The organism is Roseateles sp. P5_D6, assembly GCF_054049415.1.
Map to the genome: position 1 here is coordinate 84,147 of NZ_JBFUMK010000025.1, position 17,981 is coordinate 102,127.

10 protein-coding genes are annotated in these 17,981 nt (G+C 70.3%); all 10 read left to right on the top strand.

Going from position 1 to position 17,981, the window contains the following annotated elements; genetic code table 11:
• Window positions 1-15: 15 nt before the first annotated feature.
• Window positions 16-456: a type II secretion system protein gene (locus tag ACXJKM_RS26035; protein ID WP_457356100.1), complete on the top strand. Its 441-nt coding sequence runs from the start codon at window positions 16-18 to the stop codon at window positions 454-456.
• On the top strand, window positions 456-836 hold the full coding sequence (locus tag ACXJKM_RS26040; RefSeq protein WP_457356101.1) for a type II secretion system protein: 381 nt from the start codon (window positions 456-458) through the stop codon (window positions 834-836). Before ACXJKM_RS26035 ends, ACXJKM_RS26040 begins: the two co-directional genes overlap by 1 nt.
• Entirely contained in the window at window positions 823-1,323 is a 501-nt protein-coding gene (locus ACXJKM_RS26045; RefSeq protein WP_457356102.1) for a type II secretion system protein, read from the top strand. Before ACXJKM_RS26040 ends, ACXJKM_RS26045 begins: the two co-directional genes overlap by 14 nt.
• A 138-nt stretch (window positions 1,324-1,461) precedes the next feature.
• The gene (gene epsA, locus ACXJKM_RS26050; protein ID WP_457356103.1) at window positions 1,462-2,316 is read left to right on the top strand and encodes an XrtB/PEP-CTERM-associated transcriptional regulator EpsA; all 855 of its coding nucleotides are present in this window, start codon (window positions 1,462-1,464) and stop codon (window positions 2,314-2,316) included.
• 291 nt (window positions 2,317-2,607) lie between these two features.
• On the top strand, window positions 2,608-3,384 hold the full coding sequence (locus ACXJKM_RS26055) for a PEP-CTERM sorting domain-containing protein (RefSeq protein ID WP_457356104.1): 777 nt from the start codon (window positions 2,608-2,610) through the stop codon (window positions 3,382-3,384).
• A 112-nt stretch (window positions 3,385-3,496) separates the two neighbouring features.
• Window positions 3,497-4,993, top strand: a complete 1,497-nt coding sequence (locus tag ACXJKM_RS26060) for a hypothetical protein (RefSeq protein WP_457356105.1) — start codon at window positions 3,497-3,499, stop codon at window positions 4,991-4,993.
• Between the two features lie 189 nt (window positions 4,994-5,182).
• Window positions 5,183-6,259 (top strand): hypothetical protein, encoded by a 1,077-nt coding sequence (locus ACXJKM_RS26065; RefSeq protein ID WP_457356106.1) that lies wholly within the window; start codon window positions 5,183-5,185, stop codon window positions 6,257-6,259.
• Between the two features lie 16 nt (window positions 6,260-6,275).
• Entirely contained in the window at window positions 6,276-7,280 is a 1,005-nt protein-coding gene (locus ACXJKM_RS26070) for a PEP-CTERM sorting domain-containing protein (protein ID WP_457356107.1), read from the top strand.
• Between the two features lie 145 nt (window positions 7,281-7,425).
• Window positions 7,426-9,030: a ShlB/FhaC/HecB family hemolysin secretion/activation protein gene (locus ACXJKM_RS26075; RefSeq protein ID WP_457356108.1), complete on the top strand. Its 1,605-nt coding sequence runs from the start codon at window positions 7,426-7,428 to the stop codon at window positions 9,028-9,030.
• A gap of 5 nt (window positions 9,031-9,035) precedes the next feature.
• On the top strand, window positions 9,036-17,981 hold an 8,946-nt coding region (locus ACXJKM_RS26080), incomplete at its 3' end, for a two-partner secretion domain-containing protein (RefSeq protein ID WP_457356109.1).

Consider the following 17,981-nt stretch of genomic DNA (forward strand, 5'->3'; position numbering starts at 1 on the left):
TTCACGCTCATTGAGATGCTGGCCGTCGTCGCTATCGTCGGCGTGCTCGCGTCCGCCGCCCAACCCCTGCTGCTGTGGACGCACAAGCGCGAGCAGGAGTACGAGCTGCGCCTGGCCCTGCGCACGCTGCGCGGTGCGCTGGACGACTACCACCAGGCAGTTCGCGAGGGCCGCATCGCGGTGGCAGCGGGCGACAACGGCTACCCGCGCGAGCTGCGCCATCTCGTCGATGGCGTGCCGCTCGCCGGTCAGCCCGACACGGCCAAACGCCTGTACTTCCTGCGCCGCCTGCCGCGCGATCCGCTGGCCGACAAGCGCCTGCCCGCCGAGCAGACCTGGGGCCTGCGCAGCTACGACAGTCCGCCCAGCGATCCGCGGCCGGGCGTTGACGTTTACGACGTCTATTCGCGCTCCGAAGCGCGGGCCATCGACGGCAGCCGTTATCGGGACTGGTGATGAAGCTTGCGAGAGGGTTCACGCTCATCGAACTCATCGTCGTCATGGCCATCGTCGCCCTGCTCGCCGGCATCGCCGCGCCACGCTATTTCCACAGCGTTGACCGCGCCAAGGAGAACAGCCTCAAGAGCTCGCTGCGCGTCATGCGCGAGGCCATCGACCATTTCGCCGCCGACCGCGGCCGCTATCCGGAGAGCCTGGACGAGCTGGTGCAGACGCGCTATCTGCGTGCCCTGCCCGAGGATCCGCTGACGGGCAGCCACGACGCCTGGATCGTGCTGGTGCCGCCAGCGGATGCCGACATCGCCGGCCAGGTCTTCGACGTGCGCAGCGGCAGCGCCGAGCGAGCGCCCGACGGAAGCCTGTATGCCGACTGGTGAAGCTCAGAAGGGTTTTACCTACCTGCTGCTGCTGTTCGTGCTGGCAATTGGCGGCATCGGCCTGGCCGCCCTCGGCGAGCAGGCCCGCACACGGGCACTGCGCGAGCAGGAGGCCGAGCTGGCCTTTCGCGGTGCAGAGATCGCACGTGCGATCGCCAGCTATGTCGACGCCGGACCGGCGGGCGGCCGCGCCCTGCCGCCCAGTGTCGACGCCTTGCTGCAGGACCGACGTTCCGGCCACATCGTGCGGCATCTGCGCCAGCTGCGAAGCGATCCCCTGGGCGGCGACTGGGTCTGGTTGGCACCCGGTGAGGGCGGCTGCAGCGCCACGACGCGCAGCACGCGGGCCGCGGGCCTGAGCGCCGTGCGCAGCGCAAGCCAACGCCTGCTGCTCAAGCGCGACAGTGAGCAGGCCAAGCCCGCATGCGACCTCGTTTTCCGCCACGAGGCCTATCGGCAGGCGAAGCCCATTTCGACTTCACCCTAGTCCGTTCGGCGCATTCCTTCGCCGTTCCTTCAACGCTGAGTCATGCGCGGCGCCTAGCCTCGCGGATTTCGCGGCAGCGCTTTGATCCACAACAGCGCCAAGGGTTCCCTTCCAGGACGCAAAGTTTTGTCTCCACCCATGACCCAGAGCCCTACCGATTCGGCGCCGACCTCGCTCGTGCTGAGCGACAGCCATGTCGAGGCCATCGTGAGCTCGGCCGAGGCAGGTCTGGAGGTACGTCGCCGCTACCAGTTCTTCGTCTGGATCCAGGGCAGCCTGCAGGTGCTGCTGCCGCACCAGCTTGCTATCTGTGGCGGCTATTCGCGCACCCGCCACGAACTGCAGTTCGAAGCCTTCAATGCTGTCCCCGTCGATGCCCAGCTGCTGACGAGCTTCGCCGATGCGCACAACGCCCTGCTCGCGCAGATGCAGGAGATGTGGTTGCGGGCACGCTGCAAACCCGTCTGCCTCAACCTGGCCCAGGCCCAGTTGCCTGGCGCCTCTACGGAGCAAGGCGCTTTGTTGCAGGTGGCGGGCTTTCACGAACTGGTCGCTCACGGCGTGTCGCGGCCGCAGCGGCCCAACGAGATCGAGAGCTTTTTCGTCCTGGCCAGCCAGGGTGCGCCCTATTCGCCGCGCCAACGGCTGTGCCTGGAGCTGCTGATGCCGCATATGCACAGCACCTGGCAACGCGTGCAGGTCTTCGAGCGCGAATTGCGTGAACTGCCGCCACCGCAGCACGGGCGGCAGGGCTCCGGCTCGCACATCACCGAGCGCGAACGCCAGATCCTGCGCTGGCTGCGCGAAGGCTGCAGCAACCCGAAGATCGGCGAGACGCTGGGCATCAGCCCACTGACCGTGAAGAACCATGTGCAGAAGATCCTGCGCAAGCTCGGCGCCGCCAACCGCGCCCAGGCCGTGGCCATCGCGATCAGCCTGAACCTGCTCAGCAGTTCCGCCCAGCCCGGCGAGCTGACGCCGCAGCGGCGCTGACCCCATGTTTGCAACCGCCGCTCGGCGCGGTTTCATGCCACCCGGATTGACCCGTAGTCCGTTCGGTCTGTATTGAGGCCGCCGGCCTCTGCATGCATGTCACTACCGACTGCCACAGTGCTTGTTGTCGCAGGACATCTCGTTCTTTGAAACCGGGCCAGGCCCAAGCACCCAGACAGACAGCCGGACGCAAGCACGCGTCTGAGCAGACTGCTTCAGGTGGTTATCCAGCAAGACCGACGGGTTCCCCGCTCGGAAACATCCAGATCACATCCCATTGGAGAGACCGCAATGAAACTGAAGACCCTCGCCACCATCGCAGCCCTCGCCGCCATCAGCGCCCCGGCGATGGCCAACATCAAGCAAGTCAACAACGGCACGTCCGAGCTCTTCCTGGTCGTCGGCGACCAGAACGGCTCCTTCATGCTGGACACGGGCGTCACGCTGGCCTCGCTGCTGACCGCTCCGGCCAGCTTCAGCCGCTCCGTCGCCAGCACCGCCTGGACGAACTACACCGCCGCCGACACCAATCTGCTGGACGGCGCCTCCAACAGCACCACCGGCACGCGCTGGGCCCTGTTCGTCTATGACGGCTACACCCTGCCCGAGTTCGACTCGCAGCGCGTCATCACGACGCTGGGCAAGGGCCTGACCACCGCCAGCATCAGCTTCGACGGCGGCACGATGAACCAGGCCAACGCCCAGACCGGCAACCTCAGCCAGGCCGCCAACGGCACCGGCACCCACATCAACACCGCCAACGGCAGCAGCTACAACGTGAAGGGCACCCCGGGCTATGCCGGCGCCAACTTCTTCCGCTTCAGCGATGCCAACACCTTCATCGGCAACAAGGTCGGCGACAGCTCCAAGCTCTTCCTGCTGCAAGGTGACGCCACCGACGGCAGCGACCCCACCCTGCCCATCATCGCCACTCAGCTCGGTCTGACCGCCAGCTTCAACGGCACGACCCTTGCCGTCACGGCCGCGGTGCCGGAACCCGAGTCCTACGCGCTGTTGGTTGCCGGCCTGGCTGCCGTCTGCTTCGTCGCCCGCCGCCGCGCTATCTAAGCGGTTGCCCTTGGCCGCCGCACCTGCGGCGGTGACCCCCCTTTGGTGCCTCTCGCGTCCCTGTACGGACGCGAGGGATTGCCACGCCCTTTCGATCACCAGGACGATCACCATGAAACTGCGCCTCCTCGCCCTCGCCGCCGGCCTCGTCGCCGTCTCCGGCGCCCAAGCCCTGACCCCGACCCAGATCGCCGCCGCCCGTACCGCCGGCACGATCAAGGAAGTCTCGATCTCCGGCGCTTCGGCTCTGCGCCTGTCGCTGGGCGCCTATATGCAGGAAGTCTGCAATGCGGCGAGCCTGCACGTCTATTTCAACGGCACGCTGCCGGTCGATGCTACCGACGGCGTCAACCACCGCGCCTATGCCTGCAACCTGAACGTCGCCGTCGGCGCCTATCCCGTCGGCACGCCCGTCGTCATGTACAAGCGTGATCAGGGCGGTTCGGGCCAGGGTGTCAACCCGATCGCCCTGAACTCGGCCATCGCCCACATGAAGATCGCCGACGACGCCACCTGCGCCGTCACGCCCAACCCGGCCTTCAGCGACATCCAGATCCCGAACTACCTCTGCTCGGGCACCGAGAGCCGCGTCTCCGACGCCGGCATCTCCGACGTCGAACCCAACATCCTGAACCAGGCGCCCAACCTGGCCGACTCCGTCGCCGGCGACCCGGCTTCCGGCGCGGTGGCTCCGGTGGACTTCAGCAACGTGGTTGTCGGTTCCTTCGTGCAGGGCATCTTCGGCGTGGCCGTCAACAAGCAGGCCTACTTCGCCCTGCAGAAGACCCAGTTCCCGACTGAATCCGCCGGCAAGACCATCGCCGACATCGACAGCCTGCCCCAGCCCACCGTGCCCACGAGCTTTGTGCGCGCCATGCTGACCGGCGGCCTGTCCGCCTCCGCCACAACCAAGCGTGGTTGGGGTCTGGTCATCGATGAGTCCGTCGACGCCTCCGTCAACACCAAGGCCTTCAACGTCTGCCGCCGCCAACCCGGCTCCGGCACGCAAGCCGCCTCCAACATCTACTTCGCGCAGAACCCTTGCGCCAACGACGTTGCGGCCGTCCTGCGCCAGGTCAGCAACACCGCACCCACGCACGCCGCCACCGGTGGCTATCTCGTCAACGAGCAGTCGGGCACCGGCGGTGTCGAGACCTGCCTGGGCACCACCGTAAACAACATCTCCGGCGCCTACGGCCTGGCCGTGCTGGGCCGCGAAAACAACCCGCTGGCCAACGGCGGTGACAAGGGCTATCGCTATGTGAAGCTGGACGGCATGGAGCCGGTGCGCTGGAACGCCACGACGCAAAAGGGCGCTACCACGGGCCACTATGACTTCGTGTTCGAGTCCACGCTGCAGTACAACAGCAGCAACGCCGGCCTGGACAGCGACAAGATCAGCTTCCTCACGGCCATCCGCACGGGTGCGCCCAAGCCGGCCTCGCTGGCCAGCGCCGACCTGGACACCCAGCAAGGCGTGATGGCGCCCTTCGGCGCCTGGTCGTCGCTCGGCCAGTACCCGGTCCTGAGCGCCGGCAACAAGCCCTTCGCCTCGCGCGTGGCCCGCACCGCCGGCAACAGCTGCACCGTGCTGAAGATGGTGCGCTGATCGGCACCATGGGTGGCGGCCAACCCTGGCCGCTATCTCACGCCGCAATCACAAGGCCCGCTCGTTCGGAAGCGGGCCTTCCTTTGTCCCTGCTCGGCCTGGGTCATGGACTGAATGGATCAGGGCCCAGGACTTTGCCGCTTCATCTGCTGTCCCCACACTGCCGCCATCCGTCTCCCCTCGACACCTATGAACACCGCCCTCACCTCCTGGCGCAAGGGTTGCGCAAGCGCCTTGCTGCTGTGCGCCTGCGGCCTGTCCGGCGCCACCATCAAGACCGCCACCGACTTCGAGCTGGTGCTGACCGTGCTCGACCAGACCAACGCCAAGATGAGCTACACGCTCGATCTCGGCATCGGCGCCAACGACTTCTGGGTGAACGCCCAGCAGGACTCGGGCGCCTCGCTGTTCAGGACCATCGACCCGGCCAGCGATGCCGCCTTCGGCGCCTTCCTCGCCCAGGCCAACCTGAGCACCACGCGTTGGATGGTGACGGGCGTTTACTCGGCGCCGCTGCCCGAACTCGCGGTGATCTACGCCACCCAGACCAACAACGGCTTGCTCGCAGACCAACGGAAGTATTTCGACAAGTTCCATGGCAACGATTCGTCTGACCTGTTCGGCAACATGGGTAGCTTGTTCAACTACGCCACGGCGCTGAACACGGCCGTCACCGGCGGGGCCATCGTGCAGAGCACCCACAACACGCCCGGGAACGGCAGCGCCCTGGCGAGCAAGAACGCCGGCAACACCTCCACCTATGCGTCCAAGGCGACCGGCTTCTCCGCCGATGGCGGCGGTGGATCCAACGACGGTGACTGCCTCATCTCGGGCGCCTACTGCGTCGGCAACCCACTCGGCGTCTCGTCGTGGTTCTACAAGATCACACCCGCTCTCGTCGAGGGATCGGTGGACTCCGCCCCCGTGGTCATCGACGAATTCGACAACCTGAGCGCCGACGGCTATTGGGGCCTCATCAAGGATCCCAGCAGCAACAAATACATCCTCAGCTACACCCTCACTGGCTCCAACCCCAAGAGTCTGGTGAGCACCGATGCGGGCCTCAATCGGCTCTCGTTCACCGACTACAGCGCGCAGAGCGGCGTCGCAAGGTTGATCAGCACCGCGGCGGACGACGTCGCCTTGCAGATCGGCAATTCGATCAGTGCCGTGCCGGAGCTGGATAGCTGGGCCTTGATGTCCTTGGGCCTGTTGGGCGTTGGCGCCGCCGCGCGCCGCGCCAGCCGCCCCAGGTGCAGCATCTGAACTGAAAGAGCTGGCGATGTTCACAATCTTCAGCCGCCGCGTCGGTGCAGGCTTGGCCTGTGCCGGCTTGGCCGCGCTCTCGCTCAACGCTCACGCCGTCGTCCGCAGCGACGACAGCCCGGAACTGGTTTTCGTGCTTTGGGATCCGGTGACTAAGGTGTCCTACACCCGCGATCTCGGCCTCGACGCCAACAAGTTCTGGGCCTACGCGCAACAGGATGCGGGCTACACCTACGACTACAAGCTCGATGCCACAGACCCCGCCCTGGTCGCCTTCCGCGCGGCGTCTGCGACGACCGCAAACCAGCGGTGGGCCGTGTTCGCCTTCGACTCAGGACCATCGTTGGCGACGCCTGGAGACACCAAGGCTTACACAACACTCACCCAGGGGCCGAGCGACGGCACGATCAACCCCAACTGGACTGACATGAACAACGCGGCGTCCGGCGACATCATGTTCGCGGCCCGTGAGATGCCGAACCGCCTCTACTTGGGCCTCAACTTCAATGGCGCCGACACCAGCCAATACATCCGCACAAGCGGCGACAACGCGACCAGCTTCGACAAGGAAGCCTCAAAAGGGTATTTCGCGGGCAATAGCGGGTTCTCGACGAAGGGCGGCGGCGGTAGCGGTAGCTATCTGAGTGGCGTTTACAACGTCGCCAACCAAGTAAACCAATCTTCCTGGTTCTATTACCTGACCAATGCCACCGGCAGCGGACAGGTCGTCGTTGATGAATTCGACAATCTCAGCAGCAACGGCTACTGGGGTCTGGCACTGGGGACGGACAACCTCTATCGCCTGAGCTTCACGCAGGCAGCAGCGAAGTCAGGCACGAGCAGCGCGACGACAGACGTCGGGGTCCAGCGCGTATCCAACACGGACTACGCCGCCGATGCCGGCTCGGCCCGGCTGCTCAATTACAGCAGCGCAGTCAGCGCCGTTCCGGAACCCGGCAGTTGGGCTTTGCTGAGTCTCGGCCTTGTAGGCCTCGCTGCGCGCATACGTTCCCGCCGCTGATCCACCCCGCGGCGTGATCCATTCGGCTCACGCCACTTCATCGCCGGTTCACCGCGAACCGGAACACTGAACCCATTCGCTCCAGAGAGCCGGCCCGCCACAGCGCGGGTCGGGCGCCGTCGTGTTGAACCGAGTATTGATTGGCATGTTGATGGCGCTCGCGCCGCTGCTGTCCGGGGCGCAAGGCGCGCCGGAGGCAGCGCCGCGCTTTGACATCCTCGAGTTCGAGGTCGAGGGCAACAGCGTGCTGCCCGACACCGTCGTCGAGAAGGCCGTCATGCCCTTCATGGGCCCGCAGCGCAATCTCGACGACGCCGAGGCCGCGCGCGCCGCGCTGGAGAAGGCCTACCAGTCGGCCGGCTACCTGACCGTCTTTGTCGACCTGCCCGAGCAGCGCATCGACGGCGGCGTTGTGCGGCTCAAGGTCATCGAGGGCCGCATCGAACGCCTGGCCGTCACCGGCGCACGCTATTTCGACCAGGGCCAGATCCGCCAGCGCGTCGCCGAGCTGGCTCCCGGCAACGTGCCCAACTTCAACGAGGTCCAGCGCCAGCTCGGCAGTGTCAACACCACCGAGGAGCGCCGCGTCCAACCCATCCTGCGCCCGGGTCGTCTGCCCGGCACGGTGGAAGCCGAACTGCAGGTCCAGGACAAGCTGCCCCTGTCAGGCACGCTCGAGGCCAACAACGCCAACAACGCCAACACGACGGCCGAGCGCGTGACCGGCAGCCTGCGCTACGACAACCTCTGGCAGCTCGGCCACAGCATCGGCCTGACGCTGACCACCGCGCCCACGCAGCCGGCCCAGACCACCGTCGCCGTGCTGACCTACGGCCTGCCGCTGCAGGGCGGCGACAGTCTGAGCTTTTACGGCGTGCACTCCAATAGCAATGTCGAGGTGCTCGGCGGCACCAAGGTGGTTGGCAAGGGCGACACCGTCGGCCTGCGCTATGGCATCAACCTCGGTGCCACCGAACGCGGCAACCAGAGCCTGGCCCTGGGCCTCGACTACCGCGACGTACAGGAGCAGATCCGCCTTGGCGAGCTGAGCATCAGCAAACCGCTGCGCTACATGCCGCTGCAGGCCGCCTACACCGGCAACTGGGCCGAGCCGCGGCGCCAGCTTCAGGCCAACCTGGCCCTGTCGGTGGGTCTGCGCCCGTTGCTGGCGCGGCGCATTGACGGCTGCGAATTGGAAGACGGCAGCATCGGCAACGACGACCAGTTCCGCTGCAAGCGCAAAGGCGCCGACGGCGGCTTCGCCACGCTGCGCTGGGACCTGCGCCACACCGAGGTCTTCGACGCCTTCAGCCTCGTCGGTCGCGTGGCCGGCCAGTTGGCGTCCCAGCAGCTCAGCAGCGCGGAGCAGTTCACGCTGGGCGGTGCGGACACGGTGCGCGGCTACTACGAGGGTGCGGCCGCCGGCGATCACGGCCTGCTCGCATCGCTGGAGCTGCGCAGCGCCAACCTCGCGGCCTGGCTACAGCGCCATCACGCCGGTTCGCCGGCGCTGGAGGACCTCGGCGAGCTGAGCCTGCTCGCTTTCGTCGATGCCGGCCGGCTGCAGACCATCAACCCCGACCCCGGCCAGAACCGCCGCCAGCCCCTGCTCGGCGCCGGCGTCGGCGTGCACTTCGCCAGCCGCAGCGGGGTCAATCTCGACTTCCAGGTCGCCGAGGCCCACAAGGCCGTCGCCGGTGCTCCCAAACCGGGCCGCCGCGTGCATGCGCGCATGGCCGTGAAGTTCTGAACGCCATGGCCCGCCCGCTGACTCTGCATCCCCTCGTCGTCGCACTCGCGGCGGCTATGCCCTGGCCGGCCGACGCGCAGACCAAGCCCGCTGCCGCCACCGTGCCCAAGGCCACCGCCAGCGGCTGGCGCGTCTATGGCAACGGCGGCGTCGCCCCCGTCGTGACGGCCAACGACCGCGGCGGCCAGGACATGAGCGTGCTGCAGACCAGCCAACGCGCCATCTACAACTGGGCCAGCTTCAACATCGGCGAGGCCAGCTCGGTCACCTTCGACATGCCGGCCGGCGGCGCCAGCGCGCTCAACCGCATCCACGACGCCAACGCCAGCCTCATCTACGGCAGCCTCAAGGCCACCAACGGCGGCGAGCTCATTCTCTACAACCGCAACGGCCTGCTGTTCGGCGCGGGCGCCCAGGTCAATGTGGGCAGCCTCATCGCCACCACGCTGAGCCCGCGCGACGAGGACTTCAAGGTCGGTTTCGGCAACAACGTGCTCGGGCCCGACCCGGCTTTCCGCTACAGCTTCGACCCCGAGAACAGCGCCACGCTGTTCGACAAGAGCTTCGTGCGCGTCGACGCCGGCGCGGCCCTGGCCAGCGCCGAGGGCGGCCGCATCTTCCTGTTTGCCAAGCAGGTCGACAACGCCGGCAAGCTCACGACGCCCGGTGGCCAGGCCGTGCTCGCCGCCGGCGCCGAGGCCTATCTGCGCCTGCCCACCGACGCGCCTATCGAGCAGAAGGTCTACGCCTCCGAATCCAATCCCGCCGTGCCGGCCCTGCGCGGCCTGCTTGTCGAGGTGGGCCGGGCCGAACTCGGCAGCGCCGGCGACGGCAAGGTCAGCAACGCCGCCAGCGGCGAGATCACGACCGCGCGCGGCAACACTACGCTGGTGGGCATGGCCGTCAACCAGCTCGGCCGCATCTCGGCCACGACCAGCGTGTCCCAGAACGGCTCGGTGCTGCTGCTGGCCCAGGGCGGCACCCAGCCCCTGCCGCCGTCCGACCCGCAGTACAAGCGCGCCCGCGCCGGCGGCCAATTGGTGCTGGGGGCCAACAGCGAGATCACGATCAAGCCCGAGGACGTCGGCGCCGACGGCAAGCCGCTGACTTCCGACGCCAACGCCGGCTTCACGGCCTCGCGCCTGGCGCTGTCGGGCGCCGACATCCAGTTGCAGGCCGGCGCCAGCATCGTCGCCCCCGGCGCCCAGGCCACCGTGCGCGCCACCAGCACGCCCGCGTACGACACGGCGCCCGGCGTCGGCCAGACCTTCAACCCCGATGGCGGGCGGCTGAGCATCGCCGCCGGCGCCCGCATCGACCTGTCCGGCACGACGGACACGACGGTCAGCGTCGAGCGCTACTTCGTGACCACCGAGCTGCTCGGCAGCAACGACCTGAAGGACGCGCCGCTGCAGAAGAGCGGCCTGCTCTACCGCAACAAGGTCACGCTGGATGTGCGCGCCGCATCCGACATCCTGGGCGACCTGGCCAGCTACCGCAACGGCCTGCAGCGCAGCGCCAGCGAGCGCCTGGCGGCCGGCGGCACGCTCAGCATCGTGTCGGGCGGCACGGTCAGCGTCGCATCCGGCGCCACGCTCGACGTCAGCGGCGGCCGCGTGAACGTCAGCGAGGCCATCGTGCGCCCGACGCTGCTGAGCGCCGAGAACGGCCAGGTCTACACGCTGAATACGGCGCCCAAGGACCAGGTCTATGCCGGCATCAGCAATGCCTTCGCGAACAAGAGCGCGTGGAACCGCAATGGCGCGATCGTCGCCTTCGGCCTCTCCGGCAGCTCGCGCACCGAGGCCGGCTATGTCGAGGGCAGCGACGCCGGCAGCATCAGCATCATTGCGCCACGCCTGAGCCTGCTGGGCGACCTCAGCGGCGCCAGCACCCAGGGCCGCCGCCAGCTGCTCGGCCTGGACGCCCGTGCGGTCCTCAGTAGCCTGAGCCTGGGCGCGCCGCGCCATGGCGGCGACTTCGGCTCGACGACCTATGACGGCGCCGTACTGCAAAGCCTCGCCATCAAGGCCCGCGCCAGCGATGCCGGCGCCGAGCTGTCGCTGGCCCAGCTCGAACAGGGCGGCTTCGGCCGCATCCAGATCGCGACGCTCGGCGACCTGGAACTGCCCGCCGGCGCCAACCTCACCCTGCCCGTGCTGGGCAGCCTGGAGCTGGACTCGCAGAACGGCCGCGTGAGCCTGGACAGTTCCATCCGCCTGCCCGGCGGCAGTCTGCTCGCACGCAGCCTGGACGGCGGCATCGAGGTCGGTGCCGGCGTGAACCTCGACGCCTCGGGCACCTGGACCAATGCGCTGCTGGACGCCGGCGTCGGCTCGGCCGCAGGGACCGGCGGCGGCAGCATCCAGCTCAGCAGCCGCGGCGCCGTCAGCACGGCGGCGGGGTCGGTGCTGGATGTCTCGGGCGGTGCCTGGGCGGATGCGAACGGCACCGTGCGTGGCGGCACCGGCGGCAGCCTGGTGCTGGCGGCCGGCACGGCCGGCTTGACCGATGACGCCGACCAACGCCGCCTCACCCTTGCCGGCAGCTTGCGCGGCTACTCGATGCAGCGCGGCGCCACGCTGTCGCTGACGACCCAGTACATCGCCATCAGCAGCGACAAGGCCGCCGATCTCACACTCGATGGCGACTTCTTCAATCAGGGCGGCTTCGCCAGCTTTGCGCTGGAAGGTCGGCAAACCCTCGATCTCGGCGCCGCCACCCGCATCGCGCCCGTCGTCACGACCTGGATCCCGGCCTCCGATGCGATCAACGTCGCGACCGGTGGTGCGGCGGCCTCGGCCATGCAGGTCGGACAGGCCAGCAACAGCCTGCCGCCGGTCGTCAATCTGAGCCTGCGCGCCACCAGCCTGACCGCGGCGGCAGGGTCCAGCATCGTGCTGCGCCCCCAGGCCAGCCTGCAGCTGAGCGCCAGCACGGCGCTGGCCTGGAACGGCCAGGTCAAGGCACCCGGCGGGTCGGTCAGCTTCGCGGTGTCACGCAGCAGCGGCAGCGGCGACGAGCTCATCCCGCAATACCTGTGGCTGGGTTCGCAAAGCCTCATCGACGTGAGCGGCACGACGCTGGTCACGCCCAGCAGCGACGGGCTGACCCGCGGCCAGGTGCTGGCCGGCGGCAATGTCAGCGCAACGGTGAGCGGCAATCTGGCCGGCAGCCTGATCTGGCAGCAGGGCGCGCAGATCAAGCTCGATGGCACCAGCGGCGAGCTGGACGTTTCGCTGCGCGAGGCCGGTGCCGTCAAGACCTCGCGCCAGACGCTGGCCAGCAGCGGCGGCAGCCTGGCCTTCAGTGGCAATGGCGCCCTGGTGCTGGAGGGTCAGTTCAGCGCCAGCGGCGGCGATGCGACGCAACCTGGAGGTCGCCTGGCCGTCAGCCTGACCTCCGGCGCCCACGACACCGCCGGCGCCCTGCCACCGGCGCGCCAGCTGCAGCTGACCGCCCAGGCCGGCCAGACGAGCGCTGCGCTGCGCCCCCAGGACCTGGCCGCACCGAACAAGCTGGACAGCGCCAGCGCCTCGATCTCGGCCGCCCAGATCACCGCCGGCCATGCGGCCGATTTGGTCCTGGCCGCGCAGGACGGCCTGCGCATTGCCGACGGCGTGAGCCTCACCCTGGACCGCAGCCTGACGCTGGACACGCCCCGCATCGCGATGGATGGCGCCGCGAGCGCTTCGCTGACCGCCGCCAACCTGAGCTGGCGCAACCAGCAGACGCGGCCGCAGGCCATCGGCAACCAGCTGCGCGAGCTGCCCACCGCGCAGGGCGGCGACGCCACGCTGAGCCTTACCGGCAACAGCCTCGTGCTGGCCGACCGCCTGGCCACCCAAGGCGTCGGCCACCTGACGGCCACGGCCCAGCAGGACCTGCGCCTGCAAAGCGCCGCCATCGGTGACGCCGACCGCGCCGGCCTGCTACTGACCCAGGCCGACCTGCAGCTGCACGCCGCCCAGATCTACCCGGCCACCGACACACCCTTCACCATCGATGCCAGCGGCCACCGCGTCAGCATCGCGGCGACGAACAAGCCGGCCGACCAGCCCGCCAGCGCGGGTGGCCAGCTGACCATCAAGGCCGTACAGATCGAGCAGGCCGGCGTGCTGCGCGCGCCCTTCGGCAGTATCAGCCTGCAGGCCAGCGAGCAGCTCACGCTCAAACCCGGCAGCGAGACCTCGGTCAGCAGCGCCGGCCAGACCCTGCTGTATGGCCAGTTCAACGGCGACAGCTGGTCGCCACCCAGCAACGCTGCACGCGACACCGCCTCCCAGCTCAAGTTGACGGCGCCGCTGGCCAAGACCGTTGTGCTCGAAGCGCCAAGTCTGGACCTGCAGGCCGGCGCTGTCGTCGACCTCAGCGGCGGCGGCGAATTGAAGGGCTGGCAATTCGTGCCCGGCCCCGGCGGCTCCAGGGACGCCTTCACCGGCAGCGACGGCGCCTTTGCATTGCTGCCCGGCCGCAAGCTGCAAGGCATGTGGGACCCGTCGCTCGCCACCTCCACGCCCGTGCCGGGTCGCGAGATCATCATCGGCGAGGGCGCCGCCTTGCCCGCCGGCCGCTACACGCTGCTGCCGGCCCGTTACGCGGTGCTGGACGGCGCCTATCTGATCCGCCCGGCCAGCGGCACACCCGCGGCCCTGGGCACGGCCGTCACCCAGGCCGACGGCAGCCAGCTCATCGGCGCGCGCTTGGCCGACGCCGGCACGCCGCTGCAGGCCGCCCTGCCAGGCAGCTGGACGCTGGAGACCTCGGCCCAGGCCCGCAAGCGTGCCGAGATCCGCCTCACCGACTTTGACGCCCAGTTCGCCACCAACGCGGCCAAGGCCGGCGCCCTGGTGCCGGCCGGCGCTCGCGACGCCGGCCGCCTGGTGCTGGCCGGCCAGCAGATGAACCTGGAGGCGACGCTGCGCAGTGCCGTCGGCAGCCTGCAGCAGGACGCCAGCGCCGCCGTGCCCGGCCGGGGTGCCGAGGTCTACATCGCCGCGGAGCGGATCCAGGTCGGCGGCCAGCTCGCCACCGGCGACAGCCGCACCCTGCTGCTCAACCCCACCCAGCTAGCCGAACTGGACGTGCAGAACCTGGTGCTCGGCGCCCGCCCCACTGGCACCGCTGCCGACGCGCTGGCACTCGACGTTCAGGCCCGCGAACTGCGCGTCGCCGCCGGCACGGTGCTGTCGGCCCATGACCTGACCCTGGCCGCGCGCGACACGCTGACGCTGGAGTCCGGCAGCACGCTCGCCGCTCCGGCCCCGGCCACGCCGCTGGCCTCTTCCAACCCCTGGCAATACCGCGTCGACGGCGACGGCGCCGCGGTGCGCGTCAGCAGCAATGCCCAGGCCGAACTGCTGCGCAGCACGCCGCAGGCCTTCAGCGGTCGGCTGGTCGTCGGCGACCAGGTCAACTTCACCGCCGCAGGCGGCGCCCTCGCGCTGGACAGCTCGGGCCAGGCACGCCTGGGCAGCGGCTTGGCGCTGCAGGCTGCGACCCTGGCCCTGGGCGCCGGCGGCCTCGATCTCGGCGGCGCGGGAACGGACCCGCAGCGCCTGCGCATCGACCCGAGCTGGCTCACCGGCCTGGGCAGCAACGCCGACCTGACGCTGCGCAGCTACACCAGCATCGACCTCGCCGCTGGCGACAGCCTCGGCGGCGTGCAACCCGGCAAGCTGACGCTGGACGCGCCGCTGCTGCGCGCGCCCACCGCCGGCGAAGCCGTCGTGCGCGCCGGCCAGCTCGTGCTCGGCAACCGCAGCGGCATCGCACCCACCCTCGGCGCCAGCCGCGGCGGGCAGTTGACGCTGCAGGCCACGCAAGACCTGACGCTGGCCGGCGGTGCCCAGGCCAGCGTCGCCGCCACGACGAACTGGCAGGCCGGCCAGGCGCTGTGGCTGCAGGGCGCCGGCCAGTTCTCGGCCCTGGGCGACCTGAACCTCGGCGCCGCGCTGATCGGCAATGCCGGCGGCGCCGACACCCGCCTGCGCGCCAGCGGCGCGTTGCGTCTGGTCAGCACTACCACCCCCGGCGCTGCGGTCATCGCCCGGCAGCAGGCGGGCGGCCGGCTGGCCGTCGAGGCCGCCAGCATCGAACAGGCCAGCCGCATCGAGCTGCGTGGCGGCCGCGTCGACCTCACCAGCACCGGCCTGCTGCATACCGCGGCGAACTCCATCGTCAGCGTGGCCGGCCAGACCGTCCAGGTCGCCGGCCAGACGGTCGCCCTGCCCGCAGGCAGCCTGTCGCTGCAAAGCATGGCCGGCAACCTTGCCGTGGATGCAGGCTCCGCGCTCGACGTCTCCGGCATCGGTGGCGGCGATGGCGGCCGGCTCAGCCTGTCGGCCGCGCAAGGCCGCATCGAGCTGGGCGGCGCGTTGCGCGGCGCAGGTGCCAGCCTCGCCATCGACAGCCGCGACGCGATCGACTTGACGGCGCTGGCCGCGCGCCTGGCGCCCGGCGAATTCGGCCAGTCCATCAGCGTGCGCAACCGCCTGGGTGCGCAGCAACTCGCTGCGGGCACCACGCTGGTCGCCAGCGAAGTGCGCCTCGTCAGCGATGCCGGCCGCCTCGACATTGCCGGCGTGCTGGACGCCAGCAGCACGCGCGGCGACGCCGGCAGCCTGGTGCTCGCGGCCGGTGAAGACCTGACCCTGCACGCCGGCGCGGCCCTGCTCGCCTCCAGCCGCACCGGCCAGGGCGGAGAGATCGAGCTCCACAGCAGCACTGGCCAGATCGATCTCGCCGAGGGCTCCCGCATCGACACCCATGGCGCCAGCGCCGCCCAGGGTGGCGGCCTGCTGCTGCGCGCCTCTCGCGACGGCCTGGCTAGCGATGGCAGCGGCATCGGCAGCGACATCAAAATCAAGCCCATCGGCGCCCAGCTCAGCGGCGTCTCGCTGGTCGACGTCGAAGCTGCCAAGGTCTACCGCGACGTGACCGAGATCGGCGTCGGCAGCGCGCCGTCGGCTGCTCCGGCTCCCGCACCCACGCCGGCACCGGCGCCCAGCCCGGCCCCGACACCTTCACCCACACCAGCCCCCACCCCCGCGCCGGCGCCCTCACCCCAGGTGCCGCCGGCCGACAACGACAGCACGCGCAGCAAGCTGCCGCCGGCGCCACCGCTTCCGGCCGGCGCCCTGCCGGCCGCCCAGGCCCTGGCCGATGCGGCCAGCCCCACCCAACCCTCGGCCGGCAATGGCAACACCACCACGCGCGACCAGCTGCCCGACGGCTCGGCCGCCCCGGTCCCCGCCCCGTCGCCTATGCCGACGCCCCCCGCGCCATCGCCAACCCCCGTGCCCGGCCCCGTCGCCGGCAGCTTCGGCACCGCCTTCGTCGACCACGAGAGCCGCGCCTTCCTCGACGCCAACGCCGAAGCCATCTCGCAGCGCCTGAGTGCCCTGCAGCCCAGCCAGGCGCCGGGCAGTCTGCAGCCGCGCGTGCGCGTGCACGCCGGCGCCGAGTTGCGGTCCAGCGGCGACATGCACCTGACCGCCGACTGGAACCTGCCGCTGCTCGTCAAGGCCGACCGCGAGGCCATGCCGCACGCCGGCGAGACCTCGGTCACGCTGCGCGCGGCCGGCAGCCTGACGGTCGACCACGGCCTCAGCGCCGGCTTCCAGTCGCCCAACAACAGCGCCGGCACGCCGCTGGACGACTGGGTCGCCGTCAGCGCCCGCGCCGGCAGCCTCCGGCTGGTGGCCGGCGCCGACCTCACCTCCGCCGACCTGCTGGCCACGCGCGCCGATGCCATCGGCAGCAAGCTCGCCATCGGCCGCGCCGCCACCGGCAACGAAGCCCCGCCGACCGTGCCGGTGCGCTCGACCACCGGCGACATCCGCATCGCATCAGCGGGCGACGTGGTGCTGTCCAACACCGGCGCCAAGGTCTACACGACCGGCCACCCGGTGTCGAGCCAGGAGGCCGAGAACCTCGACGCCCTGCCCAGCCCGCCGCGCCCCCCGGCACCGGCGCCCACGCCGCCCGCCCCGAGCCCCGCGCCCGCGCCATCCCCAGGGCCCTCGCCCTCGCCCTCACCCTCGCCCTCGCCCTCGCCGTCACCTTCACCGGCTCCGGGTCCCGGTCCCAATCCGCCGCCGCCCGCGCCGGTGCCCAGCCCCGCTCCGGCGCCCGTCCCCAGCGTGCCCTCCAACGGCAACGGTGACACCACCAAGGACCATCTGCCTCCGGCTCCGCCCGTAAGCCCGCCCGCACCCACGCCCGTGCCGACGGAACCCTCGGCCGGCAACGGGGACGGCACGACGCACGACCAGTTGCCACCTCCGCCGCCGGTGGTGCCGGGCCACACGCCCGGCCCCTCGCCGGCCCCCGCCCCGACGCCGAGCCCGCCGCCGCCAGCCCCAGCGCCCACCCCCGTGCCGGTGCCCCCGCCCGCGCCGGCGCCCGGCCCGGTGCCGACCACCCCTTCCGCCGGCAACGGCGACACCACGAAGGACCATCTGCCACCCGCCCCGCCGGTAACGCCGCCCGCCCCAGCGCCGCTCCCGACGACGCCTTCCGCAGGCAACGGTGACAGCACGCGAGACCACCTGCCGCCGACGCCGCCGGTGGTTGCTCCGGCTCCGACACCTGCTCCGACACCTGCACCGGCGCCCACGCCGCCGCCCCCACCACCGCCGCCTCCTGGCCCGCCCCCGGTGGACACCGGCAGCGTCAACCCGCCGCTGCCGCCCGGCCTGTCGCCGCCCGCACCTGCGCCCACACCGGCCCCGACACCGACACCAACACCAGCGCCAACGCCGGCACCCACCCCCGTGCCGCTGCCGCCCGCCAACCCGCCGACCCAGCCGTCCGCCGGCAACGGTACCGACACCGGCAGCGCCAACCCGCCGACGCCTCCCGGCGTACCGGCGCCGACCCCTGCGCCCGCGCCGACGCCCACACCGCCGCCGCCGCCGCCGGCCCCCACGCCAGCACCGGTGCCGCTG